The organism is Desulfovibrio desulfopostgatei (assembly GCF_053570645.1).
The window spans coordinates 724,486-748,518 of the sequence record NZ_JBRBQS010000002.1; the positions used below are offsets into that span (position 1 = coordinate 724,486).

24 protein-coding genes are annotated in these 24,033 nt (G+C 59.0%); 14 read left to right on the top strand and 10 right to left on the bottom strand.

The window, feature by feature from the left end:
• Window positions 1-26: 26 nt before the first annotated feature.
• Complete coding sequence (locus tag ACUZ9Q_RS03160) at window positions 27-1,121, bottom strand: efflux RND transporter periplasmic adaptor subunit (RefSeq protein ID WP_215647193.1); 1,095 nt, start codon at window positions 1,119-1,121, stop codon at window positions 27-29.
• A 287-nt stretch (window positions 1,122-1,408) separates the two neighbouring features.
• Here ACUZ9Q_RS03160 and speA point away from each other — a divergent pair, with 287 nt between their 5' ends.
• On the top strand, window positions 1,409-3,325 hold the full coding sequence (gene speA / locus ACUZ9Q_RS03165; RefSeq protein WP_215647192.1) for a biosynthetic arginine decarboxylase: 1,917 nt from the start codon (window positions 1,409-1,411) through the stop codon (window positions 3,323-3,325).
• An 890-nt stretch (window positions 3,326-4,215) separates the two neighbouring features.
• Here the strand turns inward: speA and ACUZ9Q_RS03170 are convergent.
• Together ACUZ9Q_RS03170 and cobT are read right to left on the bottom strand one after the other, a co-directional pair.
• Complete coding sequence (locus tag ACUZ9Q_RS03170; RefSeq protein ID WP_192112514.1) at window positions 4,216-5,193, bottom strand: ABC transporter ATP-binding protein; 978 nt, start codon at window positions 5,191-5,193, stop codon at window positions 4,216-4,218.
• Window positions 5,187-6,293 carry a nicotinate-nucleotide--dimethylbenzimidazole phosphoribosyltransferase gene (gene cobT, locus ACUZ9Q_RS03175; protein ID WP_449247313.1) on the bottom strand — a complete coding sequence of 369 codons (1,107 nt, stop codon included), beginning with the start codon at window positions 6,291-6,293 and terminating at the stop codon, window positions 5,187-5,189. Before cobT ends, ACUZ9Q_RS03170 begins: the two co-directional genes overlap by 7 nt.
• 130 nt (window positions 6,294-6,423) lie before the next feature.
• On the opposite strand from cobT, the gene ACUZ9Q_RS03180 reads away from it, so the two are divergent.
• The 5 genes from ACUZ9Q_RS03180 (at window position 6,424) to ACUZ9Q_RS03200 (ending at window position 10,280) form a co-directional block, all read left to right on the top strand.
• Window positions 6,424-7,863: a trypsin-like peptidase domain-containing protein gene (locus ACUZ9Q_RS03180; RefSeq protein ID WP_227118646.1), complete on the top strand. Its 1,440-nt coding sequence runs from the start codon at window positions 6,424-6,426 to the stop codon at window positions 7,861-7,863.
• Between the two features lie 217 nt (window positions 7,864-8,080).
• Window positions 8,081-8,269, top strand: a complete 189-nt coding sequence (locus tag ACUZ9Q_RS03185) for a ferredoxin (protein WP_022658065.1) — start codon at window positions 8,081-8,083, stop codon at window positions 8,267-8,269.
• Window positions 8,270-8,570: 301 nt separating this feature from the next.
• Window positions 8,571-9,242, top strand: a complete 672-nt coding sequence (locus tag ACUZ9Q_RS03190; protein ID WP_192112516.1) for a YkgJ family cysteine cluster protein — start codon at window positions 8,571-8,573, stop codon at window positions 9,240-9,242.
• Window positions 9,243-9,264: 22 nt separating this feature from the next.
• Window positions 9,265-9,657 (top strand): hypothetical protein, encoded by a 393-nt coding sequence (locus tag ACUZ9Q_RS03195; protein WP_192112517.1) that lies wholly within the window; start codon window positions 9,265-9,267, stop codon window positions 9,655-9,657.
• The gene (locus ACUZ9Q_RS03200) at window positions 9,654-10,280 is read left to right on the top strand and encodes a tetratricopeptide repeat protein (protein ID WP_192112518.1); all 627 of its coding nucleotides are present in this window, start codon (window positions 9,654-9,656) and stop codon (window positions 10,278-10,280) included. The genes ACUZ9Q_RS03195 and ACUZ9Q_RS03200 overlap by 4 nt, the downstream gene beginning before the upstream one ends.
• A gap of 163 nt (window positions 10,281-10,443) precedes the next feature.
• Here ACUZ9Q_RS03200 and ACUZ9Q_RS03205 read toward each other — a convergent pair whose 3' ends face one another.
• Together ACUZ9Q_RS03205 and ACUZ9Q_RS03210 are read right to left on the bottom strand one after the other, a co-directional pair.
• Complete coding sequence (locus ACUZ9Q_RS03205) at window positions 10,444-11,082, bottom strand: YigZ family protein (RefSeq protein ID WP_449247314.1); 639 nt, start codon at window positions 11,080-11,082, stop codon at window positions 10,444-10,446.
• Window positions 11,079-11,627: a cupin domain-containing protein gene (locus ACUZ9Q_RS03210; protein WP_192112520.1), complete on the bottom strand. Its 549-nt coding sequence runs from the start codon at window positions 11,625-11,627 to the stop codon at window positions 11,079-11,081. Before ACUZ9Q_RS03210 ends, ACUZ9Q_RS03205 begins: the two co-directional genes overlap by 4 nt.
• Before the next feature lie 165 nt (window positions 11,628-11,792).
• Here ACUZ9Q_RS03210 and ACUZ9Q_RS03215 point away from each other — a divergent pair, with 165 nt between their 5' ends.
• The 5 genes from ACUZ9Q_RS03215 (at window position 11,793) to proC (ending at window position 16,704) form a co-directional block, all read left to right on the top strand.
• Window positions 11,793-12,287 carry a rubrerythrin family protein gene (locus ACUZ9Q_RS03215; RefSeq protein ID WP_192112521.1) on the top strand — a complete coding sequence of 165 codons (495 nt, stop codon included), beginning with the start codon at window positions 11,793-11,795 and terminating at the stop codon, window positions 12,285-12,287.
• A gap of 402 nt (window positions 12,288-12,689) precedes the next feature.
• Window positions 12,690-14,018, top strand: a complete 1,329-nt coding sequence (locus ACUZ9Q_RS03220; protein ID WP_192112522.1) for a S41 family peptidase — start codon at window positions 12,690-12,692, stop codon at window positions 14,016-14,018.
• Between the two features lie 238 nt (window positions 14,019-14,256).
• Complete coding sequence (locus tag ACUZ9Q_RS03225; RefSeq protein WP_449247315.1) at window positions 14,257-15,483, top strand: divergent polysaccharide deacetylase family protein; 1,227 nt, start codon at window positions 14,257-14,259, stop codon at window positions 15,481-15,483.
• A 2-nt stretch (window positions 15,484-15,485) separates the two neighbouring features.
• Window positions 15,486-15,902 (top strand): nucleoside-diphosphate kinase, encoded by a 417-nt coding sequence (gene ndk / locus ACUZ9Q_RS03230; RefSeq protein ID WP_192112524.1) that lies wholly within the window; start codon window positions 15,486-15,488, stop codon window positions 15,900-15,902.
• A 4-nt stretch (window positions 15,903-15,906) separates the two neighbouring features.
• Window positions 15,907-16,704, top strand: coding sequence for a pyrroline-5-carboxylate reductase (gene proC / locus ACUZ9Q_RS03235; RefSeq protein WP_227118650.1), 798 nt, complete (start codon window positions 15,907-15,909; stop codon window positions 16,702-16,704).
• Window positions 16,705-16,851: 147 nt separating this feature from the next.
• On the opposite strand, the gene ACUZ9Q_RS03240 is transcribed toward proC, so the two are convergent.
• A complete protein-coding gene (locus ACUZ9Q_RS03240; protein ID WP_227118651.1) occupies window positions 16,852-17,592 on the bottom strand; it encodes an AMIN domain-containing protein in 741 nt (246 codons plus the stop codon).
• 41 nt (window positions 17,593-17,633) lie between these two features.
• Window positions 17,634-18,617 (bottom strand): tetratricopeptide repeat protein, encoded by a 984-nt coding sequence (locus tag ACUZ9Q_RS03245; protein ID WP_297891646.1) that lies wholly within the window; start codon window positions 18,615-18,617, stop codon window positions 17,634-17,636.
• Window positions 18,618-18,686: 69 nt separating this feature from the next.
• Here ACUZ9Q_RS03245 and ACUZ9Q_RS03250 point away from each other — a divergent pair, with 69 nt between their 5' ends.
• Window positions 18,687-19,040 carry a hydrogenase maturation nickel metallochaperone HypA/HybF gene (locus tag ACUZ9Q_RS03250; RefSeq protein WP_192113904.1) on the top strand — a complete coding sequence of 118 codons (354 nt, stop codon included), beginning with the start codon at window positions 18,687-18,689 and terminating at the stop codon, window positions 19,038-19,040.
• 120 nt (window positions 19,041-19,160) lie between these two features.
• Window positions 19,161-19,826 (top strand): hydrogenase nickel incorporation protein HypB, encoded by a 666-nt coding sequence (hypB, locus tag ACUZ9Q_RS03255; RefSeq protein ID WP_192113905.1) that lies wholly within the window; start codon window positions 19,161-19,163, stop codon window positions 19,824-19,826.
• Window positions 19,827-19,938: 112 nt separating this feature from the next.
• On the opposite strand, the gene ACUZ9Q_RS03260 is transcribed toward hypB, so the two are convergent.
• Window positions 19,939-20,934: a peptidoglycan glycosyltransferase gene (locus ACUZ9Q_RS03260; protein WP_215647183.1), complete on the bottom strand. Its 996-nt coding sequence runs from the start codon at window positions 20,932-20,934 to the stop codon at window positions 19,939-19,941.
• 242 nt (window positions 20,935-21,176) lie between these two features.
• Between ACUZ9Q_RS03260 and ACUZ9Q_RS03265 the strand changes: the two genes are divergently transcribed.
• Window positions 21,177-21,944 carry an SPOR domain-containing protein gene (locus ACUZ9Q_RS03265; RefSeq protein WP_215647182.1) on the top strand — a complete coding sequence of 256 codons (768 nt, stop codon included), beginning with the start codon at window positions 21,177-21,179 and terminating at the stop codon, window positions 21,942-21,944.
• A 34-nt stretch (window positions 21,945-21,978) separates the two neighbouring features.
• Here the strand turns inward: ACUZ9Q_RS03265 and ACUZ9Q_RS03270 are convergent, their stop codons facing one another.
• Window positions 21,979-22,521: a hypothetical protein gene (locus ACUZ9Q_RS03270; RefSeq protein WP_215647181.1), complete on the bottom strand. Its 543-nt coding sequence runs from the start codon at window positions 22,519-22,521 to the stop codon at window positions 21,979-21,981.
• 22 nt (window positions 22,522-22,543) lie between these two features.
• Window positions 22,544-24,001 (bottom strand): DUF1254 domain-containing protein, encoded by a 1,458-nt coding sequence (locus ACUZ9Q_RS03275; protein ID WP_449247316.1) that lies wholly within the window; start codon window positions 23,999-24,001, stop codon window positions 22,544-22,546.
• Window positions 24,002-24,033: the final 32 nt, after the last annotated feature.

Consider the following 24,033-nt stretch of genomic DNA (forward strand, 5'->3'; position numbering starts at 1 on the left):
CGGCTCTGGTTTGCTGCTGCAAAATTTCAGTCCATGGTCTTGACCATCAGGCCCGGAGCCAGCCGCACCTGACCATCCACCACAATTTTGTCGCCCTCGGCCACCTCGCCGTCCACAACCGTGCGGTCAGCGTATTCAAACAGCGGCCTCACCTTGCGATAGCTGGCCCGGCTGTCCTTATCCACCACATACACGTATGATTCTTCCCGGCCAGACTGCACGGCACGTGTGGGCACGGTCAGCGCCCCGGCGGCCATGCCCAGCGGCAGCTCCACCTGCACAAACTGCCCCGGCCACAGGCGGCGCTGGCTGTTTTCAAAGGTGGCGCGCAGCCGGATGGTGCCGGTGCGCGTGTCTACCGTATTGTCCACAAGGGTGAGAAGGCCTTTTTCCGGCGCGCCCCCGGCAGGAGTTGCGGAAACCGGCACCGTTGTTTGCGCCATCTGTTCTATAATGACAGGCAGATGCACCTCTGGCACAGAAAAGCCCACATAAATGGGCGAAAGCGTGTCTATGCTGACAATAACCGTGGCGTCAGCCGATTTGACCATGTTGCCCTTGTCCACATTGAGTGCGCCAACGCGTCCGCTGATGGGAGCCGCCACCGTGCAGTAGCTGAGATCAAGGGCGGCGCTTTCCACGGCTGCCTTGTCAGACTGCACCGTGGCACGCAGGGCCGCCGCATCGGTCACGGTTTTTTCATAGGCATCGCGGCTTACGTAGCCGCTGCCCACCAGTTTGCCGTAACGGCCCATGTCGTCCTGGGCTTTGGCAAGCTGCGCCTGGGATTTGGCAAGTTGCCCCTTCTTTTCGCGCAGCGCCGCCTCAAAAGGGCGGGGGTCAATGGTGATAAGCGGGTCGCCCTCGCGCACATCCTGACCTTCGGTAAAGTGAACCTGCTGAATCTCGCCCGTTACGCGGGGCTTTACGCCCACAGAGGCAGAAGCCCGCACATTGCCCACAGCATGCAGCAGGCGCGGCACATCAGCCCGTGTAACGGCTTCAACCCGCACGGGGGCAGACGGTACAGCGTTTTTTTTGCTGTCGTCCTGCGAACATGCCCCAAGGGCAAGCAGAAAAAAAAGCAGGAGAGGAGGCAGGGGATTCAGGGCTGGTTTCATTGTATTCCCCGGAAGATTGAAATAGCCGACATCAGGCCGTTGCGCGCAAGAGAAAAAATGAAGCAAGGAGTACCCGCCGTCAAGAAGATAGTTAGCCATGCACCTAACAATCTGCGCTTGCCGCCCTTTTTTGCGATGATTGACATTCGGCACGGTCACGGCATAATTACGCCGCATTTTTCGTGCAACCATCTGCGGTCGTTTTTTGAACGGCGGCAACCTACAGCCCCATTTTCGGAGCTGAATCAACATTATATATGCGCCTTGCGGCGCTCCAGGAGCAGGAATTGGCAAAAAACCGCGCATTGCAGCAGTGGCGGGTGGAGGATTCCATCGAACTGTACGGCATCCGTAATTGGGGTGCCGGGTATTTTGACGTGTCGGATGCGGGCGAAGTTGTGATTTGTCCGCAGGGGCCCAAGGGGCCGCAGGTTTCGATACCGGAAGTTATCGCCGGGCTGAAAGAGCGCGGGTATGATATGCCCGTGCTGTTGCGCGTGGAGAACATTCTGGATTCGCGCATTGCCAATATCCACGAATCATTCCGCAAGGCTATCAAAAGTCTGAATTATACCGGTTCGTACCGTGGCGTTTTCCCCATCAAGGTCAACCAGCAGCAGCAGGTTGTGGAAAAAATAGCCCAGTTCGGCTCCACCTACCATCACGGCCTGGAGGTCGGCTCCAAGGCGGAACTCATTGCCGCCGTGTCGCTCATGCGCGACCGCGAGGCCTGCATTGTTTGCAACGGCTACAAGGACGAAGAATTTATCGACCTTGGCCTTCAGGCTCTGCGCCTTGGCTTTAACGTGCTCTTTGTTCTCGAAATGCCCAGTGAGCTGGAAGTTGTGCTTGAGCGCAGCAAGGCTCTCGGCGTGCGGCCAAACATCGGCGTACGCGCCAAGCTGGCCGTCAAGGCCAGCGGCCACTGGACGGATTCCGGCGGCGAACGCTCCACCTTTGGCCTTTCGCCCGCGCAGATCGTGGACGTTGTGGACACGCTCAAGGCCAACGACATGCTCGACTGCTTCAAGCTGCTGCACTACCACCTCGGGTCGCAGGTTTCCAATATTCGCGACATCCGTACCGGAGTCATGGAAGGCGCGCGTCTTTACGTGGGCCTCGTGCAGGAAGGCGCGCCCATGGGCTACCTCGACCTTGGCGGCGGTCTGGCTGTGGACTATGACGGTTCGCACACCAACTATGTTTCGTCGCGCAACTATACGCTCGACGAATACAGCGCCGACATTGTCGAAGCCATCATGAGCATTCTTGATGAGCAGAAAATCCCGCATCCGCACATCATTACGGAATCTGGCCGCGCCACTGTGGCCTACTATTCCGTGCTGCTCTTTAACGTGCTTGATGTGAGCATGGTGGAAGAAGTGCAGTTGCCCGACACCCTGCCCGAGGGCACGCCGGAGCCGGTGCTGAACCTGCGCGAAACCCTTGCCAACATCACCCTGCGCAATTTGCAGGAGTGCTATAACGACGCCATTTACTACCGCGACGAGATGCGTCAGCTTTTCTCCACCGGGCGGGTGAATCTGCGTCAGCGCACCTTGGCCGAGCGGTTTTTCTGGGCCATCATCATGCGCATTGCTCAGGAAAAAACCCGGCTCAAGACGATACCTCGCGATCTTGCGGACATCGACGTGAGCCTTGCCGATATTTATTATGGCAACTTTAGCGTGTTCCAGTCCTTGCCAGACTCCTGGGCCATCGACCAGTTGTTCCCGGTGATGCCCGTGCACCGGCTCAAGGAATTTCCTGCACGGCAGGGCATTATTTCTGATATTACCTGCGATTCTGATGGCCGGATTGACCATTTTATCGACCCGCAGGGCATGAAGCCCACCCTTGATCTGCATCCGCTGCGTGACGGCGAGGAATACTACCTTGGCGTGTTCCTGGTGGGTGCGTATCAGGAAACCCTGGGCGATCTGCATAACCTTATGGGCGACACCAACGTTGTTTCCATCAGGGTGCGGGATGACGGCAATTATGAGTATGTGCGCGAAATCAGGGGTGACTCTGTGGCGGATATTCTGAGCTATGTGGAATATGAGCCGCGCCGTATTCTGGAAGATCTGCGCAGTACGGCGGAGCAGGCTGTGCGGCAGGGGCGAATTTCGCCCAGCGACCGGTTTGCCATTATGCAGGTTTTTGAGGACGGTTTGCGCGGGTACACCTATTTTGAACGGTAAAAAAGGCAAGGGCAGGGAGAGTTTGGCGGCGGGGTGAGCCTGTCGAGCGCATTTACGCAAACCCGACTTTTTTGACCTGACTGCGTTAAAATCCTGTTTTTGATGCTCACGTACATGAGTACGCTGCGCTCAAAAACAGGATTTTTCCTTGTCAGGCCAGAAAAATGCGTATTTTGCAAATTCACTCAACACCAGCCATCGCCTCCGCTTTGCTCCGGCGAGTATAAGGAAGGCGACGCAACGACCATCTCCTGATGGCGGGCGGGGAAAGGCATAAAGGCAGCTAGAGAAAAGATAAAAGCCCGTGGATCGGGTTAGATTTTTGTTGTTCAGAGGGTCAGCGAGAGTCAGGGATAGGGAAAATATTGCTTCTGGTGCTAATGACTTATCTTGTGATTCGACACGGAACTAGTTTCCTGCCGCAAGTGTGAGGTTGTAGCGATTTCGGCTGGGTAGGGGTGAAGTGTGGTTGACAACAGGGCGAGCGGGAGCGTGGTGAGAATCGCAGCCAGGTTTCAGTTACGGGTAGTTTTTCAATGACTAATTCTGACCGTGGCTATTGGCTGAAACGGAGTTTGACCCAAGGCGAAAGCAGGCTTTGGCATTAACGCGGCGCGGAGGGAGATCGCCTGAGCGAGCGTAGCGAGTGAGGGAAGCTCCCGCAGCATAAGACGCGTTGCCCTCGCCAATTTATGGAAGTTGAAAACCTTTCTTAGGGGGTGCTTCGGGGGGGATGCAAGGGGGGCCGCGAAGGGGGCGCAGCCCCATAACCGGCCCCGCCTTGCTGCGCGCCGCACAGGCGTCCCAAACTTCGCCGGATGGCGAAAGCGCCGTGCCCGCAGGGCAGCAAGGCTAATCAACCCGCGCCGGTCAGGCGCACAAATTCAAACCTACGCCTCCCAACACCTCACACGCCACCCATCACCCATATCCTTCCACTGCGGCGCTTCCTGACGGCAAATGTCTTTTGCCTTGGGGCAACGCGGGTGAAAGCGGCATCCTGCTGGCGGAGCCAAGGGGCTTGGCAGTTCGCCTTCCAGAGCGGCAATGGGTTCGCCCCGGCGGCTCCCGGTAGGCATGGCCGCCATGAGGGCCTGCGTATAGGGGTGCGCCGCGCCGTCAAAAATGGCATCGGTGGGGCCTTCTTCCACAATCTGGCCCAGATACATGACCAATATGCGGCGGCACAAAAAGCCCACAACCGCCAGATCGTGCGAAATGAAAAGATAGGCTGGCCCGAACTGTTCCTGCACCTCGCGCAGCAGGTTGAGCGCCTGCGCCTGCACCGAGGCGTCGAGCGCGGAAACAGGTTCGTCGCACACAACCACATCTGGCCGGGTGATGAGCGCCCGCGCCACGGCAATGCGCTGCCGCTGCCCGCCGGAAAATTCGTGCGGATACCGGCGGCCCATGCCTTCAAGCCCCACGGTAGCCAGCATGGCTTCGGCCTGAGCGTGACGTTCCTCGCGGGAGACGCCGCGCGCCGCCAGTGGCTCCGCTACAGAACTACCAACCGTGAGCCGGGGATTGAGGGACGAAAAAGGATCCTGAAAGATCATCTGGATGCGTCCGGCTGCCCAGCTGTCCGCCCCGGCAGAGGGCAGGGGGCGACCATCAAGCAGCACCTGCCCCTGAGAAGGGGCCAGCAACCCGCAGGCCAGACGCCCAAGTGTGGATTTGCCGCAGCCGGATTCGCCCACCAGACCAAGGCTCGCGCCCTTGGCGAGGCTCAGGCTCACGCCGTCTACGGCAACAAGAGAGCGCTTTTCGCCGAACAGCCCCCGCCGGATGTCAAACACCCGTGAGACATCCTCCAGCCGCAGCAGGGCGGATGCGGAAGACTGTTCCGGCGCAAGCTGGTTCAGCATGTTTTGCCCGCCACGCCTGCGGAGCTGAAAGTCGCCATGTCGTTGTACACGGAGGCTGCGCAACGCAGCAGGTGATAGGCCACAGCGCCGCCGGTGCCTTCGCCAAGGCGCATGCTCAGGTGCAGCAGGGGATTGTTGCGGGCTTCGCCGCCGGTCAGCTTGGACAGGGCGCGCACGTGGCCCGGCTCTGCCGAGGCGTGGGAAAGCACTGCGTAGTCGGCAAGCTGGGGGCAGATGTGCAGGGCCGCCACATAGGCCGCGCTGCATATAAAGCCGTCAACCAGCACGGGCAGGCGGCGCGAGGCAGCGCCAAGCATCAGCCCGGCCATGAGAACAATTTCAAATCCGCCCAAGGCGGCCAGAATATTGATGGGGTCGTCGCCTTCCAGCATGGAAGCATTGGCTGCCAGCGCGCGGCGCACGATTTCAGTCTTGTGGCGCACCATGTCGGGATCTGCGCCAGCGCCGGGGCCGGTCATCTGCTCGGGGTCAAAGTGCAGCAAGGCGCAGTACAGGGCAGTGCCTGCCGTGCTGTTGGCAATGCCCATTTCGCCCACGCCGAGGCAGCGATAGCCATTATCCGCAAGCTGGTGCGCCAGTTCCACGCCCATGCGCAGCCCCTTGAGGCAGGTTTCGCGGCTCATGGCCGGGCCCTGGCTCATATCTGCGGTGCCGTCGCCCAGGCGGCGCTCAATGAGGATGGCGTGCGGTTCATAGGGGCCGCCGTCGCAGCCTGCGTCCACTACGCGCAGATCCATGCCCGAGGTCTTGCATAAAACATTGACGCCCGCGCCGTTGTTAAAAAAGTTTTGCACCATCTGGCGCGTCACGGCCTTGGGAAAAGGCGAAACGCCCTGATCGGCAACGCCGTGGTCGCCCGCAACCGTAAGCATGATGGCCGGGCTGACGCTGATGGGCGCTTGCCCGCCGCTCATGGCATAGAGCCTCTGGGCGAGGTCTTCAAGGCGGCCAAGGCTGCCCTGCGGTTTGGTGAGGTCGTCCAGATGGGCCTGGGCATCGTCCAGGTCTTTCTGAAGCAGGGGCGCAATGCGCAGGCCGGGCAAAATCAGTTCCAACAGGTCGGATTGAGTGGTTTTCATGCCGTTTGTTTATCCTTAACAAGGGGCGTGCGCAAGACGGGACGCCTCGCCGCCGCGCGGGGTAAATCCATTTGGGGGACTTTACGATTGCGGCAACGTGCTTATGTTAGCGACGAGGTAAGGAATTTATATGAAAGCCAGACCCATCTATATACAAAGAAATCTGCCTTGCCGTGGGCGCTCGCGCCCTGGGCGGGTAGAAGCGGCGGCAGTTGAGGGAAGTTTTGCCCTGCGTCTGTTTTTTTTGATGCTGGCGGCGGCTCTGCTGCTGTGTACGCCTTCGCGGGCTGGGGCCGTAGCGGCGGACAGCCCCCGCATGACCCCTGTGGTGCGCGCCGTGCAGGCTGTTGCCCCCGCGGTTGTGAACATAACGAGCACCCATATAGTCGAAGGGCAGCGGCTTTCGCCACTTGAGCAGTTTTTTGGCCCGGGCTTTCCCGGCTTGCCGGGTTTTGATATGCCCGGCGGGCGCAAGGTGCGGCAAAAGCGCGTCAGCCTTGGTTCTGGCGTCATTGTAGATGGAGAAAAAGGCCTTGTGCTCACCAACGCGCATGTTATCGCGGGTGGGGATGAAGTCATGGTGCACTTGCTGGACGGCAGGGAATTTCCCGCCGCCGTCAAAGGGGCTGACCCGGATTTTGACATTGCCGTGCTCCAGATCAAGGGAGCGTCAAAGCTGCCTGCCGTAAAGCTTGGCGATTCTGGCGACATCATGCCGGGCGAAACCGTCATCGCCATCGGCAATCCCTTTGGTTTCAACCATACCGTCACCACGGGCGTTGTTTCTGCGCTTGGGCGCACTATCCGCAACAAGGACGGCGCGTTCACCGATCTTGTGCAGACTGACGCGGCCATCAACCCCGGCAACAGCGGCGGCCCGCTGCTGAACATCGAGGGGGTGCTCATAGGCATCAATACTGCCGTGGATGCACGCGCCGAGGGCATTGGCTTTGCCATCCCCATCAACAAGGCCCGTCGCGTCATGCACGACCTCATGAGCGCAGGGCGCGTGGCCCCGCTCTGGCTGGGGCTTGATTTGCAGGATGTGGACGGGCGCACGGCCATGGCCCTGGGCCTCAAGGATGCTGGCGGCGTTCTGGTTACGGCGGTGTTTCCCGGTTCTCCCGCTGCCAAGGCGGGCATAGCGCCCGGCGACATACTTGAAACCATAAATTCTTCACCTGTGCGCGACAGGCGCGATTATCTGGATATTTTGCGCAACCAGACAGCCGGAACCCCTTTGCGGCTGCAACTGCTTCGCGAGGGCGGCGCGTTGAAGATCGAGGCTACCCCCGAACCCTTTGGCGATGCGGAGGCCCGTGCCCTGCTGGAGCGCCGCTGGGGATTCAGCGCAGCGCAAACCGCGCAGGGCGTGGTGGTGCGTCAGGCCAGGGCAGACGGCCCGGCATCTTTTTTGCGCCAGGGCGACCACATAACGGCGGTGGGCGCTGCCGAGACCAGAACTATGGAAGATTTTTTACAGGCTTTCAGAAGAGAGCGCATGTCCGGGCAGATTTTGTTGCAGGTTGTGCGCAACGGCAAGGGCTATTACGCGCGTCTTGTGCCATAAGGCCATAGACGTTTTGTAACCAGTTGTTGAGGCAAAGTATTTTTAAAAAAACTTTTCCGCCTGTGCTGGGGCGGGGCTTGATATTCCTGTGGTTGTTGCCCGGTTGGCTATTTTCCAGCCGACACTTGACAGGGTGGATGCCTAAAGCTATCCATTGCACAAGCGGAATTTAGCCGCTTGAAAAATCAAGCAAGTCAATGCAAATTTGGAGGACACCATGGGTTATAATGTTAATGTTGACGTTGACAAGTGCGTGGGCTGTGGCGAATGCGTGGACGTGTGCCCCGTTGAAGTTTACGAAATCAAGGACGGCAAGTCCGAAGCCGTGAACGCCGAAGAATGCCTTGGCTGCGAATCCTGTGTGGAAGTTTGCGAAGTCAGCGCTATCACCGTTGAAGAAAACTAGGAATTGCAGGGGTGCCCAAGCGGCATTCCCTTGCTGATTCTGCCGAGTTTTCATTGTGCCGCCCGGCGCGCACGCGCCAGGCGGCATTTTCATAAGGTACAGGCCGCTTTGCCGCCAGAGCATCCTGACTTTGAGAATGTGCATTCTCAAAGTTTCAAGACGCCCGCTAAGGCGCTTATCAGCGCATACAAACCGCGCGCACGCCTCTTGTGGCGGACGTCTGCTCAAGCAGCCGCCAGGGCGATTTCTGTGTGAAATCGCCTGTTCTCCCTCATGTCTTCCGCACTACCGCAGGATAACCATGATCCCTGATCTGAGCTCTATTTTTACCCGCTATGAAACGTTGCGGGCCGAAGTTGACGACCTTTTCGGCAGGGTGCGCGGGGCCTTTCCCCAGTGCGTAGTCTGCAAGGAAGGCTGTAGCGATTGTTGCCACGCGCTTTTTGATCTTTCCCTTGTTGAAGCCATGTACATCAACAAGGCATTTGAGGCCGCCTTTGGTTACGGGCCGCAGCGCTCCGCCATTCTTGAGCGCGCTTCTGATCTGGACCGCCAGGCCACGCGCATCAAGCGCGAGCTGTACCGGGCGGAAAAAGACGGCGAAAGCCCCGAGGCCATCATGGAGCGCGCGGCCCAGATCAAGCTGCGCTGCCCCCTGCTGGACGATAATAACGAATGCCTGCTGTACCACGCCCGGCCCATTACCTGCCGCGTGTACGGCGTGCCCACGGCCATTGCCGGGCAAGGGCATGTGTGCGGCTTTTCCGCCTTTGAAAAGGGCAAGCCATACCCCACCATCCATATGGACAAGATCCAGAACAGGCTTGAAGACCTGAGCAGGGATGTGGCCACAACAGTGCAGAGCCGCTTTAAAGAACTGCATGACGTGTATGTGCCTTTGTCCATGGCTCTGCTAACCCGCTACGATGAGGCCTATCTGGGTATCGGCCCGGCCAAGAAAGAAGAGGCCTGATCGGGCGTGAAAGGAGTTTGAGATGTACGGCAGCATTCCCGCCACCGTCTTTCGCGATGGAACGCCGCAGCAGCTTTCGGATGAGCAGGAAGGTCTCAAGCGCGAAATTTATGAGCGCATGAATCCGCGCCGCCGCAAATTTGTGGACCGCATCGGCTATGAAAACTGGGATCCTTTCCAGAAGCCCAACGAGCCGCTTGATATGCGGACAGATGTGTCCAAGCGCACCACACAGCAGCTGGTCAACGAATTTCTGAAAGACGCGGCCAAAAAAGGGCCGTATGGCAAGGCCTACAGCAAGGGCGCTACAGAATGCGCCCTTGGCGTGGTCAATAAGGACGAAAAGTACATGGGCATTTTTGATTTTTGCCGATGGTACTATGATCTTTTGAAAAAAGAGGGGCACATAGCATGAAAGCTCGCTACGATGACCTGGATGAATACATTGCCGATCTGAAGGCGGAAATAGCCCAGAACGAGCAGTGCGCTACCCATTACTACAATCTTGGTCTGGCCCTGCTGACCAAGCGCGACTTTGTGGCTGCTGAAGAAGCCCTGCTGAACGCTGTGCGCAATTCGCCGCATCTGGCGGAAGCCTATGTGCAGCTTGGCGGCATCTGCCTTGAACGCGGCGACCTTGACGGCTGCCTGCGCTACAATGAGGAAGCTGCCAACTGCCGCGCCAAATTCCCCGTGCCGTGGGGCAACATTGCTTTTGTGCACCTGCAACGCGGCGAGCCCGATAAGGCCATCACGGCCCTGAACAAGGCCCTCAAGTGGGATCCCAACTTTGTGCAGGCCAGAAATGCGCTTTCCACCGCCTATTATATGAAGGGCGACTTTGCGGCTTGCGAAACAGCCTGCAAGGAAGTGATCAAGCAGCAGCCCGGTTTTGCCCCGGCCTGGAACAATCTGGCGCTGGCGCAGTTTGAAATGGAACAGTACGCCGACGCCGCAGAATCCGCCAAAAAGGCGCAGGCTCTGGGATTTGAAGTGCCGGAAGGCTTCCTCGAAGAGCTTAAGGCCAAGGGCGTCTAAGCCGCACCCCGTATGATGAATGTCCGTCAGGGCCGCTGGAGAAATCCGGCGGCCCTGACTGTTATTGGGGGCTGATGGGGGTAAGGTTCAAAATGAGTAATTCAAAACAAAAAAGCCCACCGGCATATACCGATAGGCTGTAAACGCACAAAAAAATATTGTCTCAGGCGGTGTCGCTGTCCGCAAGCTCACTGCAAAGGGCCGCGCCATTGCTTACGCCTGCCAGCGCAACCTGAAAGGCCTCCACGTGTTCGGCGGGCAAACGCAGTTGCAATCTGGCCTCACCCTGATAGTCTTCACTTTCAAGGCGGGCTTCGTACGTTGGCAACATGCGGCGCAGGGCATCAAGGTGCGCGTAGGCAACGGTAAGCTGCAAACTGGTTTCCGGCACACGCTGCCTCACGGGCAGATCGGCCAGATTTTCGCGCACACTGTCCTGATAGGCCCGCACAAGGCCGCCTGTGCCAAGCTTGACGCCGCCAAACCAGCGGCTCACCACCACGCACAATTCGCCAATGCCGCTGTGCAGCACAATTTGCAGCATGGGCCTGCCAGCAGTGCCGTGGGGTTCTCCATCGTCTGACGAACCGATCTGCGCCGTATTCCCCGGCGCGCCAGCGGCATATGCCCAGCAGTTGTGCGTTGCATCGGCGTGCTTGCGCCGCACCTGTTCCACAAAGGCCCGCGCTGTTGCCGCATCCGGCGTATGGGCGCACTGGGTCAGAAAGCGGCTGCGGCGGATAACGATTTCTGTGCAGTGCGGGTGTTGCGGCGCAACATCAGGCACGGCATAGCGCGTCATTCGTCGTCACCGCATCTTCTACAGGCGGCGCGCTGGGCGTCGTTCAGAGGTGGGCAGAATTCGCGTATGCAGTCTTTTGCATTGGGGTAGCGCAGGGTCAGCTCTTCCGGCTGGCCCAGGCGCAGGTCTTCCATATCAAAGCCCGGTGAAACCGTGCAGCCCACAAGCGCAAACTCGCTGCCTGGCGCAGGCGTTGCGCCAAACCAGCAGCCGCCGGGAATGGTAAACTGCACGTGTTGCCCCGCCATAATATTCGGGCCAAGGATCACTTCGCGCGGTTGCCCGTGTGTATCAATACAGGCCAGGCGCAAGGGGCCGCCAACGTGGAAATGCCACAGTTCATCCTGCCTGATGCGGTGCAAACGTGAATATTGCCCCTGCTCAAGCAGAAAAAGGATGGCTGTAGATACGGGTCTTGGCCCTATAAAACCACAGGGCATTTCATCCGCCGTAAGAATTTGCGGAGCTTCGTATGTGCGGTGATAGAACCCCCCTTCGGGGTGGGGCCGCATGCCGAAATGGGATATGATTTCTTGGGCGTTCATAGGTTCCTTTTAGCTTGTCATAGCGTTCTGCGCAACGGTATCAAGGGCTAAAGGGCGGGCCTGCAAAAATAATTTTTTGTAAAAAAATGCTTTACAAGGCAGTGAGAATTCTTTAATCAGGAATTGTTCCTGATAAAAACAATAACTTCATCGAGGAGAATACCAATGAGCACCACACAAGAAAATCTGATGGCGGCCTTTGCCGGTGAATCCCAGGCCAACCGCAAGTACCTTGCCTTTGCTGCCGCTGCCGACAAGGAAGGCATGCATCAGGTTGCCAAGCTGTTCCGCGCTGCTGCGGCTGCTGAAACCGTTCACGCTCATGCCCACCTCAAGAATGCTGGCAAAATCGGCAACACCATGGCCAACCTCAAGTCGGCCATCGAAGGTGAAACCTACGAATTCACCACCATGTACCCCGACATGATCAAACAGGCCCAGGCCGAAGGCCAGAGCGCCGTTGCCAAGTATTTTGACTTTGCCAATCAGGTGGAAGAAATCCACGCCAAGCTTTACCAAAAGGCTCTGGAAAATCCCGCCGCTCTGCCCGCCACCGATTATTACGTGTGCAAGGTTTGCGGCTATACCCACGAAGGCCCCTGTGACGCGTGTCCTGTGTGCGGCGGCGGCGCGGCAGCTTTCTTCAAGGTTGAAGACTAGCTCGGCCTGTGCGGCGCATGCGGCATATTGCGGATAAAACCTGCATGACCGGGCTTGCCCCAGACAGGCAATAGCTGTTCTGTCTGAAAGCCTGGAACGTCTTGATGCGCTCGATATGCGCCGGAGGAAACTGATATGTTGATGCAGCAGTTTCCCCGGCGCATGTTGCATGGAGAGTGGGGCAATACTTCGGCGCATACGGAAAGATGCGCGTCCGCACCTTGGCGGAATGGCCTGCAAGGCGCAACACGCGCCTTTTTGATTTGCAATTTAGCATGAAAAGGGGCACTATCCGGCTGGTGCGCGGCCCCTCCATTGGCTGGCGTTGCAGCACCCCCTGCGTTGCGGCTTTTTGCTTGTGGCGCTGTGTTCGTTCATTACGTCCGCGTGGAGATCGTTGTTATGCGTCTTCTTGTCCGTCTTAGCCTTCTTGTGCTTCTGCTTGCCGTGGGCGGCGTGGTCGCCCTGCCGGGCGCTCCCCAGTGCGCCGAAAAAAAGGAAACGTCCAAGGAAGCCCCCAGTAAGTTTGATGCGCTCAAGCGCTTCAGCCAGGTTCTTGATCTGGTGGAGCGTTATTACGTGCGTGATGTGACGCAGGGCGACCTTATCAATGGCGCGGTCAAAGGCATGCTTCAGGGCCTTGACCCGCACTCCACCTTTATGAACGCCGAAGAATACAAAGAAATGCAGGAGACCACCTCCGGCGAGTTCTTTGGTATTGGCATAGAAATTTCCATGGAGAACGGTCAGGTTACGGTGGTGACTCCCATTGAGGACACCCCCGCCTATCGGGCCGGGCTCAAATCTGGCGACATTATTCTGTCCATCAACGGGCAGCCCGCGCAGGAACTCTCGTTGCAGGAAGTTGTTTCCCGCATCCGTGGCCCCAAGGGCTCGGAGGTGGAGCTTGCCATCCTGCACAGCGATGCCAAGGCCCCGCAGACTGTCCGCCTTGTGCGCGACGCCATTCCGCTTATCAGCGTGAAGTCCAAGAAGCTCGAGGACGGGTATTACTGGATTCGCCTCACGCGTTTTTCTGAGCGCACCACCGAAGAACTGCGCGACGCTCTTAAGGCGGCAGAAAAGGAAACCAAGAATTCCGGCGGCATCAAGGGTATCGTGCTTGATCTGCGCAATAACCCCGGCGGGCTGCTTGATCAGGCTGTGAGCGTTTCTGACACGTTCCTCGACAAGGGCGTCATCGTTTCCATCAAGGGACGGCGCGACAATACTGACCGCGTGTACGAAGCCAAAAAGCAGGGCGATGATATCCACGCCCCCATGGTTGTGCTGATCAACGCCGGCTCCGCCTCCGCTTCTGAAATCGTGGCTGGCGCCCTGCGCGACCAGAAGCGCGCCCTCACAGTGGGTGAGCGTTCATTCGGCAAGGGATCCGTGCAGAACATTATCCCGCTTTCTGACGGCTCCGGCCTCAAGCTTACGGTTGCCCTGTACTACACGCCCAACGGCAGCTCCATTCAGGCCGAAGGCGTTGTGCCTGATGTGGAAGTGCCGTTTGAAGCCCCCCGCACGGACGACAAGGATAACTCCCGCCTTATGGTGCGCGAGCAGGATCTGAACCGTCACATCGAAAACGGCAAGGACAAAAAATCTTCCAAGGCCAAAAACAGCAAGGAAGATGCCGCCGAGCAGCTCGCGCGCGACAACCAGTTGCGCATGGCCCTGCAAATGGTCAAGAGCCTCCCCAAGATGCGGGAAATCAGGAATTAACCCCGTAACCGCGTAAAGCGGGCGGGCAGGAATAAACAGGGTGTTGCCTTTGCGCGACACAAAGTTATCAGACAGCCTTCTGGCCGGGCCCTTGCGGTTCGCCGGGGGGCTGTCTGCGTCTGCGCAGCTTGCCGTGGGCGGCTTGCTGTGGCTTTTATGTAGCCTTGCCATATCCTGCTGGGTTTATTGGCAACTGGAAGCCCCGACCCGGAAGCCGACAGCTGCCTCGGGCGCGGCTTTGCCCTTTGCGGTTGCCCACAAACCATCAGGCGCACATGACGGCGGGTTGGGCTTTGACAGGGCGCTGGCTCTGGAAAGTGTGGACGCGTTGCTTGCGCGTACACTCCCGCTGGCCTTACCTCAGGCGCAGTGGCAGCAGCTTCCCTTGCAAGAAAATTTGCCTGTCGAAACTTCGCAATTGCCCTCCGGGGCAACCATTCCTCACATTCCCGCTGCTTCCGCAGAGCAGGCGGCATATGCCGCTACATATGCCAGCACGGCAGATCTGCGGCAGGTCATCGTCAGCGGCCCCTGCGCGCCCCTGCGCCTTGGGCTGGCTCTGCTTCAGGGGCTGCGCGATCAAAATCCGGTTCTGGAAAGGGCAGGAGTGCGCACCGAGGTGCGCTGGACGCCGCAAGGAACGCTTGAAGTCCTACTCAATCATCTGGTATACTATGTTGTTAGCTTTCCTGGTCGGGAGGGGCAGCTTTCAGATTTGGCCCAACCTCTGCCGCCAGAGGCCCTGGCTATTGTCATTGATGACATGGGCCAGAGGCTCGAATCCGCAGAAGCTCTTGCCTTGTTGCCGTTTCCGGTGACTCTGGCCATCTGGCCGAGGTCGCCGCATGCGCAGGAAACAGCCGGGATAGCGTTAACCCGTCGGCTTGATTGCCTGTTGCACCAGCCCATGGAGGCCCTGCCTCGGGCCTTGCATGGCAGGCCGGACCCTGGCCCCGGAGCGCTGCTCACCAGTATGAGCGCGCAGGAGGTGCAGACCGTACTTGAGGAAAATCTGCGGATTTTGCCCTCGGTTATTGGCCTCAACAACCACATGGGGTCAGCTTTTACTGGTGATATTTCGCTGTGCAGAACATTGTGCAGCATGCTTGGCGGGCGAGGGCTCGCCGTGCTCGACAGTGTGACGCGCCCAGACCCCCAGCTGGCACTTGCAGCCAGAGAGGCGGGGCTGGTCGGCCTTGCACGCGATGTTTTTCTGGATACGCGCCGCGACACTGCGGCCATTCTGTCTGCGCTGGACGCGGCGGCAGCCCGCGCCCGCGCTCAAGGCATGGCTGTGGCCATTGGCCATCCTTATCCTGAAACCCTGCGCGCTCTGCGCGACTGGCAGGACAAGGACGGCGTGGCGGTGGTGCCCTTGCGGCGCGTACTCTGGAAACTGGCCCAGGACGGAGCCGCCGTTGCGGCGCGTTCTTATCCTGCTAACGACAACATGGAAAAGGAGTAAGCATGCAATCCACTTTCGCCATTATCAAGCCTGACGCAGTTTCGCGCAATCTGACCGGGGAAATTCTGGCTGCCATGGAAGCTTCCGGCCTCAAAATAGTGGCTCTCAAGCGCTTGCGCCTTTCCAAGGCTCAGGCTGCGGGCTTTTATGCCGTCCACAGCGAGCGCCCCTTTTTTGACAGCCTGACCGACTACATGTCTTCCGGCCCGGTGGTTTGCGTTGTATTGCGCGGCGAAGACGCGGTGCCCCGCTGGCGCGCCCTCATGGGGGCCACCAATCCGGCTCAGGCAGAGCCCGGCACCTTGCGTCACAAGTATGGCCAAAGCCTGGAAGCCAATGCTGTTCACGGCTCGGACGCCGCTGAAACCGCGGCTTTTGAAATAGGCTACTTCTTCAGCGGCCTGGAAATAACGGAGTAATATTATGGCGCTCAAAATCGGCTGTGTCGGATGCGGCAACATGGGCGGGGCCATCATGGCCGGGCTTGCCCGCAAGGGCGGCTACGAACTGTGCGGTTTCAACAGAACCGCTTCACGCATGCGCCCGCTTGAAGAGCTTGGCGTGCGCGTGATGGAAAGTCCCCAGGCCGTGGCGCAGGCCGCCGACGTGCTGGTGCTGGGCGTTAAACCCTATCAGGCGGCAGAGGTGCTTGCGCAGATGCGCCCAGAGCTGACAGCCGGGAAAACCCTGGTTTCCGTAGCTGCTGGCGTGAGCCTTCAGCGCCTCACTGCGGCAGTTGAAGGGCGTTGTCCTGTGGTGCGCTGCATGCCCAACACCCCGGCCCTTGTGGGCATGGGCGTGTTCGCCCTCTGCTTTGACGATCCTGACCTGTCCGATACCAGCAAGGCCGACATTCAGGCTTTGTTCGGCGCGTTGGGCGTGTGCGTGGAACTGCCGGAAAGCAAGTTCACGGCGTTCACAGCTCTTATCGGGGCAGGGCCTGCCTACGTGTTTGCCATGATGCAGGGGCTGGTTCAGGCTGGCGTTACCCTCGGTTTTCAGCATAAAGAATCGCGCGAGATGGTTACTGCCCTTTTTGGCGGATGCGCCAAAATGGCCGAGCAGAGCACCTCGCCGATCATGCAGTTGCGTGACGATGTCTGCTCGCCCGGCGGGGTGACTATAGCGGGCGTGAACGTGCTTGACCGCGCAGGCCTTGCAGGCTTGCTGGTGGAATCCGTGCTGGCCGCCAACGCGCGCGGCAAGGAAATGGAAAGCTGAGGCCTGCACCCGCTGCTGTTGGCCCGATGCTTACCATTGCGCCTGACAGGGCATGAAAATAAAAACCGGCTGTTGTTAACAACAGCCGGTTTCTCTATCTGGGAGATACTGATGATGCCGGGGCGGCGTGGGCCGCCCTGTCATGCCCTAGTGATCCAGGCGGATGTCCAGAGTGTGCCCATCCTTTGAAAGCGTGAACTTGGGCTGAATCTTGCCCGTCAGGTCAATGACAATGCGCGTTTTGTCGTCGCCCTTGCCAATGCGCACGTTGGTCACCGCAGGGTTCTTGGGCACGCCGGGCGCCTTGACCTGCCACTTGCCGTCCAGATCAATAACCAGACGTTCAGGGCCGCTGAGTTGCATGTTTTTGTAGACAATGGGCGCAGCACCCACGAGGCGCACTGTTGCGCCCTTATCGCGTGCAAGAACCACAAACTTGGTGATGTTCTTGTGCTGCGGCGCGGCCTTGGCGGCTTTCTCCTTGGCGGGTTCTGCCGCTGGCGCTGTTTTTTCTGTGACCGGGGTCGCAGGTTTGGGCTGCACTACGGGCTTGGCAACGGCTGGCTGAGGTTCGGCCGCGGCTACATTGCTTGTCGGGGCGCTCTTTTCCTCCGGCTTAAGGCTGGGGATGGGCGCACGGGCCGGGGCTTCGCCGCTGGCGTTGAGATCAGGAATGCCGCTCTGGGTCTGCGGGGGCAGATGCAGGGAAGGAGATGTGGCGGACTGGTTGCCAGCATCGGCGGGCGGGGCCGCATCCGGGGAGGTGACAGGCGCGATAATGCCTGCGGGGTTTGCTGGTTCAGGCTTGCGCATACGTTCATTGAGCATGATAAGCGCCATGCCCAGAACGCACACTGCCACTAGAAGACCGAGAATTACTTTGTTCATGCCAAAAGGCTCCTGCCAATGACTTGGGTTGGAACAGCGGCTCAGCGCTGGGGCGTGGGCTTGCCTGCGCCGCGCGTCCGTTTGAGTTCGCGGATGTGTTCCAACAGCTTGAAGTAGAGAGGCTCTCCGCTGGACATGCTCAAAGCCGTGCCGATGTGGGTGGCGGCTTCGTCATACAGGCCAAGCGAACAGAGAATGCGCGCCAGGTTGAAGTGGGCGTGATCGTCCTCGGGGGCCAGTTCCACTGCCTTGCGTGAAAAAAGCAGGGCGAGGTCGGGCTGGGAATTCTGGCGCAGACGTACGCCAAAATCACGGAACATATGCTTGTGGGCGGGTATGATGCCGTCCTTGGTCTGCGCCAGTTGCTCAAGGGCAAGCAGTGCTGCCTTGCGCTCGCGCGGGCGTTTGAGGCGCAGCAATGTCTGGCGAAAAGTCTCCCGCAGCTTTGACTCCACAACCTTGGCCTTGCGGGCGGCTTCAAGGTCGTAGGCCCTCTTGGGCGCGGCAGCGGCTGTGGTAGCGGCAGCAGGCGTGGGGCCTTCATCATAGCGAACAGCGGTAACGCCGGTGGCGGTGCGGGAAGGAAAGGGAATAAGCCCCATATCGGGCTGCTCGGGGGCCACTTCCACGGAATCTGGCAGCTTGGCCTTTGAAAGCGTCTGGAGCGGCGCGCTCCCTGTTTTGGCCTTGGGTGCGCTCGCTTTGCGGGCAGGCTGTTCTGCCGCAGCATCCGGGTGTTGGGGCGCTGGTGCGGGCGGGGCGGATTCAAAATGGCTGAGATCCGGCGTGATCACAGGCATAGCCAAAATATTGTGCTCTGCCTTGAATGACTGGGAAAAGGTTTTTGCGTTTATGCGCTCCACCTCTGCCACAGGCTGGAACGCGGCGTTGAGTTCCTGCACCGCAAAGGCTCCGTCTGGAAGCTCCCAGACGAAGTAGTGCGTTTTGCTGCGGCTCTCTGTCCAGTCGGCAGAGAATGAGAAGACGCCAGAAAATTTTGAGCGACGCATGAACAAAATGTACATTATTTGCGCCGAATAGCAAGATTCGCTTCTGGCCTTTACGGGGCCGGGTGTTTGGGCTAGCATGACCCCATGCACGAAATGTCCATAGCACAAAGCCTGTTGCAGATGGCTGAGGATGAAATAGCCCGTCAGGGCTGCACTCGTCTGGAAGTTGTGAACGTCACGTACGGCTCGCTTTCAGGTGTTGTGCCCGAGTCGCTGCAATTCTGTTTTGAAGTCATGGTGCAGGGTACCCCGCACGAAGGCGCGCGCCTGGAGCTTACCGAGCTTCCGCTACGGCTGCGCTGCTCCGCCTGCGGTAAAGTTTTTGGCGGGGAGGGGCAGGATGCACTCTGGCTGCCGTGCCCCAATTGCGGCGAGCAGTTCGGGCATGTGGTTGAGCAGGGCAGGGAACTGTATCTCAACCGTCTGGAAGCCAGCTAACCCCTTTGCCCCTCTGATTCTTCAGGGGGGCTGGTTTGCTCCTTTCACTGCCGTCTTCGCCTTTGTCTTATCTTTCTGGCTCATGACCACGCCGCACCGGCGGCAAGCAAGGAGAATTGAATGCAAATTCCTGTGGTTCGCAATGTATTGGAAGCCAACGAAAAAATGGCCGATAACGTGCGTCGGCTGCTTACAGAAAAGGGAATATTGTCGCTGAATCTCATCAGCTCGCCCGGCGCGGGCAAAACCACCCTGCTGGAACGCACCCTGAGTGATCTGGCCGGAGAATTCCGCATGGCGGTGGTGGAAGGCGACCTACAGACAGATAACGATGCCCGCCGCGTTGCCGCCACAGGCGCGCAGGCCGTGCAGATCAATACAGACGGCGGCTGCCACCTCGACAGCAACATGATCCTTACCTCGCTGGAAAGCCTTGACCTCACCGGCGTGGATATTCTTTTTATTGAAAACGTGGGCAACCTGGTGTGCCCAGTGGAATTTGACTGCGGCGAAGACGCCAAGGTCGCCCTGTTGAGCGTTGCTGAAGGTGACGACAAGCCGGAAAAGTACCCCCTGCTGTTCAACCTTGCCAAGGCAATGGTGCTCAACAAGGTCGACCTGCTGCCCTACGTGGATTTTGACCTTGCGCGCGCCCGCAATTTTGCCACAAAGCTCAATAAGGATCTGGATATCTTTGAGGTTTCCTGCCGCAAAGGTGACGGCCTTGAAGGCTGGTACAACTGGCTGCGGAGCATGCGCGCCGCCAAGAAGGAAGGCAGGCTTTAAACAGCCCCGGCCTGATCGAAAATTCAAAAAGGCATCCCCGGCTTTTGGCTGAGGATGCCTTCTTACGTTCAGGCCGTCCAGCGGACAGGCTCTGGAATATTATACCGATAATTTATCTTGATTCTTCGTTTTCCTGATAGGCGGCAACATCCACCACAAGATTTTTTGAAGCCGGGCGCAGGGTGATGGTGAATAGCTGCACATCGCTGCTCGGGGCATCGGCATCCGCAAGCTTGGGCAGCATTTCTGTAGGCGCGAGCATGATGGTTGCTTCGCCCTTGCTGGCAGACATGAAGTACTCAAGCACCTGCCGCAGCATGTCCTTCTGCTTGTTCAGATCCATGGACGGCATTTGGGTAAAGTTGATATCCAGCCCCGGCAATTCGGCCTGCCACGGGCTGTATTTTTGCTCGTAAAGGGCGTTCAGCAGTTTGTCCAGGGTTTCCTGGTCCAGCTTGCGGCGCAGTTCCATGTGGTCAAGCACAAGGGGCGTCTTGCTTGAAGGCTTTTCCCCGCGCTGGGCAGGCTCAAGCCGCGCGGCCCAGACCATGCCCGCAAAGCCAAGGCTGGCAAGCACTGCATCGTTATCGTCACGTTGCGGCGTGGCGCTCAGCAGGGTGCAAACATCCTTCATGGGCATGCCGGGGCGAAAACGGTCAAGCGCGCAGACCGGCCCGGCATCCGGCCCCGGCAGCAGGCTTTGCACTTCGCCCGTCAGGCGTTGCTGCTCGCCCTTGGAAAAAGCGAGTTCCAGCAATGGCTTTTCGCCCATGCGCAGGGTCACGCTTTGCGCCTTGGCCAGCGGCACATCCTTGAAAATCCACAGGGCAAGGCCTGTGTCCACACGCAGGTTGGCGACCGAGCCGGGGTTTTCAATGTCGTCCCGACCAGCGGGGGGCATGTCGAACCGCACAAAATGCATACTGCGGCCGGTCTGAAAGCCCATGCTCAGAATATCCTCGCCTGTGGCGTTAACGATGGTGAGGATTTGCGGTTCAGGGCCGGGTTTTGCTATATGGGCGGCAGAGGCCGCGCCAGCAACGATCGCTCCGGCCAGCACAAGACAGATGGCCGCGTATATGCGAAGAAACCATACATCCTTGATCATGGCGTACTCCATGTTTGCAACTTGTGTCAGCATGATAGCAGAGCGCAGGGCAGGCCCGCAAGCGGCCACGGCAGCTCTGGTTGCAAAAGGCTATATAGATCAATGTTTGCGGTGATCTGTCGTGCGGATTACTGGCGTACTTTACGCCAGCGCCATGCATTGATATGGTTGCCCGCGCCAACGTTCTTTCTGTCCCTCTCTGCGCATGATTATCGCAGCAAACCCCAACATCCGGAGATTCCATGCCTCCTGCTACCCGTCAGCCTTCATCGGACCAGGCAAATGATAAAAAATGCCTGTGCCTGCGCCCTTCATCCTTGCTGGCGGTGGGCTTTCTGGTGGTGGCGGCAGTGGTGCTGGCATACCTTGGCGGGGTTATGAGCGGCAGGGCCTACTGGAAGGCGCACCCGCAACCCATTGCGGTCAGGTCGGGCACGTCTGGGGCAAGCGCCCCTTCATCCGCAACCACGCCGGACGATGATTCGCATGCCGTGGGCGGCGATCAAGGCTCCGGCGCAGATGATGGAGCAAGCGAACCCAAGCAAAAAGTGCTGGCCGCCGAGGAATTGCGTTTTGCCAGAGTGCTGCGCAACGATGCCGCCACGGGCGATGCCCCGCTCAAACCCTTGCCGCCCATGACGCCGGTGCAGCCCAAACCTGCCGGCGTGGCTCAGGCCGGGGTTGCGCCAGCACCGCAAGGGGGCGCACAGGGCGGCGCGGCAGGGCAGCAGGCGGCCCCGGGCGGCATTGCAAGGCCGCAGACATCTGGAATGTACGATTATGTGTTTCAGGTGGGGGCATTCAAGGATGCGGACGCTGTGGACTCTTTGCGTCAGCGTCTGGAGGGCAGGGGAATGCGTACAAAGATGGAGCGCTCGGGCAAACTCTATGTGGTGCTGGTGCTGTTGCGCGGCGATGAGGCCAGGGCCGCAGAGGTGCTGCGTTCCACAGAAGGCATGGGACTGGGCAAGCCCATTCAGCGCAGCCGCAAGCCAGTTCTGCAACAGTAATCTTCTGTCTTTTCCCCCGCCTGTCCGTTGCCGTTTATTGTGCAGCGGGCAGAAAACGGGGTTCAATACTGCCGCGTACGGCATGCCGCAGGGGCAGCATGGCGGGGTTTGATCCTCCGCGCAGCGCGGCCAGCAGGTCTTCTGCGCAGTCAACTTCTCCACTGCACAGCACGGCCATGTATATGCCCGCCTGCGGATCCGCGCCCACAATGCAGGCCGTGTCCACTCCCATTGCGTCTTTTCCTCTGAAAACATACTGGGCATCAGCCCTGCGCACAGGCTCCCGCACCCCGGCGGCGGCGCGCAGCAATCCTGCCACGTCCGCCGCATCCGGCGGCCCTGCGGTTTTGCCCACCATGATGCGCACGTGGACGGCTTCTTCCGGCCCGGTGAGCGCAAGTACCCAGGCTCCCGCCAGGGTTGACGGGGCTTCGGCCTGCCAGCCCTGGGGCGCTTCCAGTGAAAACCAGCCGTAGTTCTCGGCCCTTGCGGTCTGCGCTGCTGCCATCAGGGCCAGCCAGATGGCAGCATGCATGACCGCCCAGATTGCAGGGCGCGCTGTGAAATGAAACGTCATATGATCCTTTTGCGCTTCGTGCTCAGTCGTTTAATTCCACCTTGGGGGGCTGCCAGGTTCCTTTGCCCAGCGGCAGCACGGAGAGCCCTTCGGTTTCAGGCCAGTACAGGCGCATTACAAGAAAAATCGGGCCGTCCGGCGCGGGCAGCCAGTTACTCTCGTGCTCTTTGCCAGGGGTATCGCGCTGGATCAGGATGGTAAGCGAGCCATCGGGATTCTTTTTCATGTCCGGCAGCATGGGCGAATTGATCAGGTAGCGGTCAATAGGATTTTTTATGAGCAACTGGGTATTGCCGTCATACATGGTCACAGACCAGAAAGCCTTGGCCGGAGGGTACTGCCCGGCGGGAATGGTCATGCGGTACTTGTGCTTGCTGCCATCCAGCGGGCTGCCGTCTGCCAGGGTTTTGGTCATGGGATATACTGCTTCTTCGGCATCATTGCCGTAAATGCCCGCCTTGGCCCCGGCTGCCCGCAACAGCCAGTCCCCGTTAAAGAACTCCCTGTTGCCAAAGGGAAAACTCATCTTCCAGCCGTTCACGCGAAGCCCCGGCCTTGTGACGGAGGCATCGACCATGCCAGCGCCTTTTTGCAGACCGCGCAGCACTGCTGCCTGTGTATCCTTGGGCAGGGCATCAAATGCAAAGGGTTTGCCTGCAACCACGCCAATACTGGCAAGCTGGGCGCGGATGGAGACTTCTTCCGGCCCGGCTGGCGCAAATTGCAGCGCAAAGGCCAGATAATCAAAAAATTCCGGCTTTACAAAATCCTGCCCGATGTTGGGGAAGGGCGGCATGGGAAGCGCCGGGGGCGGCGTCTGCCCCAAAAAGGCCGAGAGGGGTTTTACGGCGTAGCCTGTCTGGAATTTCAGCACATTTTCAATATCTGCGGGGCTGAACAACTGGGTGCGGAACAGTGCCATGGCAAACTGCGCGTTGGAGCGGAACACGCGCATGCCCGCAGGCGCTGTGCCCTTCCATTCCGGCCCTGCGACAAGATAGCTGCCCCCGCCGTTGCCCGTTGTTCTGCTGCCGATGTAGCCAAAGTTGAAAGTATTGGCGTCTACAAGCTGCACGCTGAAATACCGCCCGTCCGTATCCTTCGGCACGGTAATGACCACTGGTTCGGCCCGCAGATCAAGGCAGGCAAAGGAGTAGGGCGTGTCGCTGTTGGGCGTGATGACCACGGTATCCTTGTAGGTGAACACCCGCGCCCCATTGCGCAGGGCGTTGAAGGGCGCTTTGTACTGCGGGGATTTGGTGTCAACGGAGTATTCATAGGTAACGGCGTAGTGCATCACTATGGGCAGGCCGTAAACAAAACCTTGCGCAGCGATGCTTTCTACCGTAGCGGCATCGGGAAATTTTTTCGGCTGTTGCGCGGCGGGGCTGACCGGGGCGTACAGGATCAAGGTGAGTGCAAGCATCGCTGTAACCCTCATAACCCTGGCGATGCTGAAAACAGGCGAATGGTTTGTCATGATGTCCCCGGTATAGTTAAAGGTCTGAGCGC

Coding starts and splice junctions, on each gene's coding strand:
- ACUZ9Q_RS03180 (WP_227118646.1), top strand. CDS start 6,424: ATGAAAGCCAGACCCATCTATATACAAAGAAATCTGCCTTGCCGTGGG.
- ACUZ9Q_RS03265 (WP_215647182.1), top strand. CDS start 21,177: ATGCCTCCTGCTACCCGTCAGCCTTCATCGGACCAGGCAAATGATAAA.
- ACUZ9Q_RS03240 (WP_227118651.1), bottom strand. CDS start 17,592: ATGAACAAAGTAATTCTCGGTCTTCTAGTGGCAGTGTGCGTTCTGGGC.
- ACUZ9Q_RS03220 (WP_192112522.1), top strand. CDS start 12,690: ATGCGTCTTCTTGTCCGTCTTAGCCTTCTTGTGCTTCTGCTTGCCGTG.
- ACUZ9Q_RS03160 (WP_215647193.1), bottom strand. CDS start 1,121: ATGAAACCAGCCCTGAATCCCCTGCCTCCTCTCCTGCTTTTTTTTCTG.
- ACUZ9Q_RS03170 (WP_192112514.1), bottom strand. CDS start 5,193: ATGCTGAACCAGCTTGCGCCGGAACAGTCTTCCGCATCCGCCCTGCTG.
- cobT (WP_449247313.1), bottom strand. CDS start 6,293: ATGAAAACCACTCAATCCGACCTGTTGGAACTGATTTTGCCCGGCCTG.
- ACUZ9Q_RS03195 (WP_192112517.1), top strand. CDS start 9,265: ATGTACGGCAGCATTCCCGCCACCGTCTTTCGCGATGGAACGCCGCAG.
- hypB (WP_192113905.1), top strand. CDS start 19,161: ATGCAAATTCCTGTGGTTCGCAATGTATTGGAAGCCAACGAAAAAATG.
- proC (WP_227118650.1), top strand. CDS start 15,907: ATGGCGCTCAAAATCGGCTGTGTCGGATGCGGCAACATGGGCGGGGCC.
- ACUZ9Q_RS03270 (WP_215647181.1), bottom strand. CDS start 22,521: ATGACGTTTCATTTCACAGCGCGCCCTGCAATCTGGGCGGTCATGCAT.
- ACUZ9Q_RS03185 (WP_022658065.1), top strand. CDS start 8,081: ATGGGTTATAATGTTAATGTTGACGTTGACAAGTGCGTGGGCTGTGGC.
- ACUZ9Q_RS03190 (WP_192112516.1), top strand. CDS start 8,571: ATGATCCCTGATCTGAGCTCTATTTTTACCCGCTATGAAACGTTGCGG.
- ndk (WP_192112524.1), top strand. CDS start 15,486: ATGCAATCCACTTTCGCCATTATCAAGCCTGACGCAGTTTCGCGCAAT.
- ACUZ9Q_RS03250 (WP_192113904.1), top strand. CDS start 18,687: ATGCACGAAATGTCCATAGCACAAAGCCTGTTGCAGATGGCTGAGGAT.
- ACUZ9Q_RS03215 (WP_192112521.1), top strand. CDS start 11,793: ATGAGCACCACACAAGAAAATCTGATGGCGGCCTTTGCCGGTGAATCC.
- ACUZ9Q_RS03210 (WP_192112520.1), bottom strand. CDS start 11,627: ATGAACGCCCAAGAAATCATATCCCATTTCGGCATGCGGCCCCACCCC.
- ACUZ9Q_RS03245 (WP_297891646.1), bottom strand. CDS start 18,617: ATGTACATTTTGTTCATGCGTCGCTCAAAATTTTCTGGCGTCTTCTCA.
- ACUZ9Q_RS03200 (WP_192112518.1), top strand. CDS start 9,654: ATGAAAGCTCGCTACGATGACCTGGATGAATACATTGCCGATCTGAAG.
- ACUZ9Q_RS03205 (WP_449247314.1), bottom strand. CDS start 11,082: ATGACGCGCTATGCCGTGCCTGATGTTGCGCCGCAACACCCGCACTGC.
- ACUZ9Q_RS03275 (WP_449247316.1), bottom strand. CDS start 24,001: ATGACAAACCATTCGCCTGTTTTCAGCATCGCCAGGGTTATGAGGGTT.
- ACUZ9Q_RS03260 (WP_215647183.1), bottom strand. CDS start 20,934: ATGATCAAGGATGTATGGTTTCTTCGCATATACGCGGCCATCTGTCTT.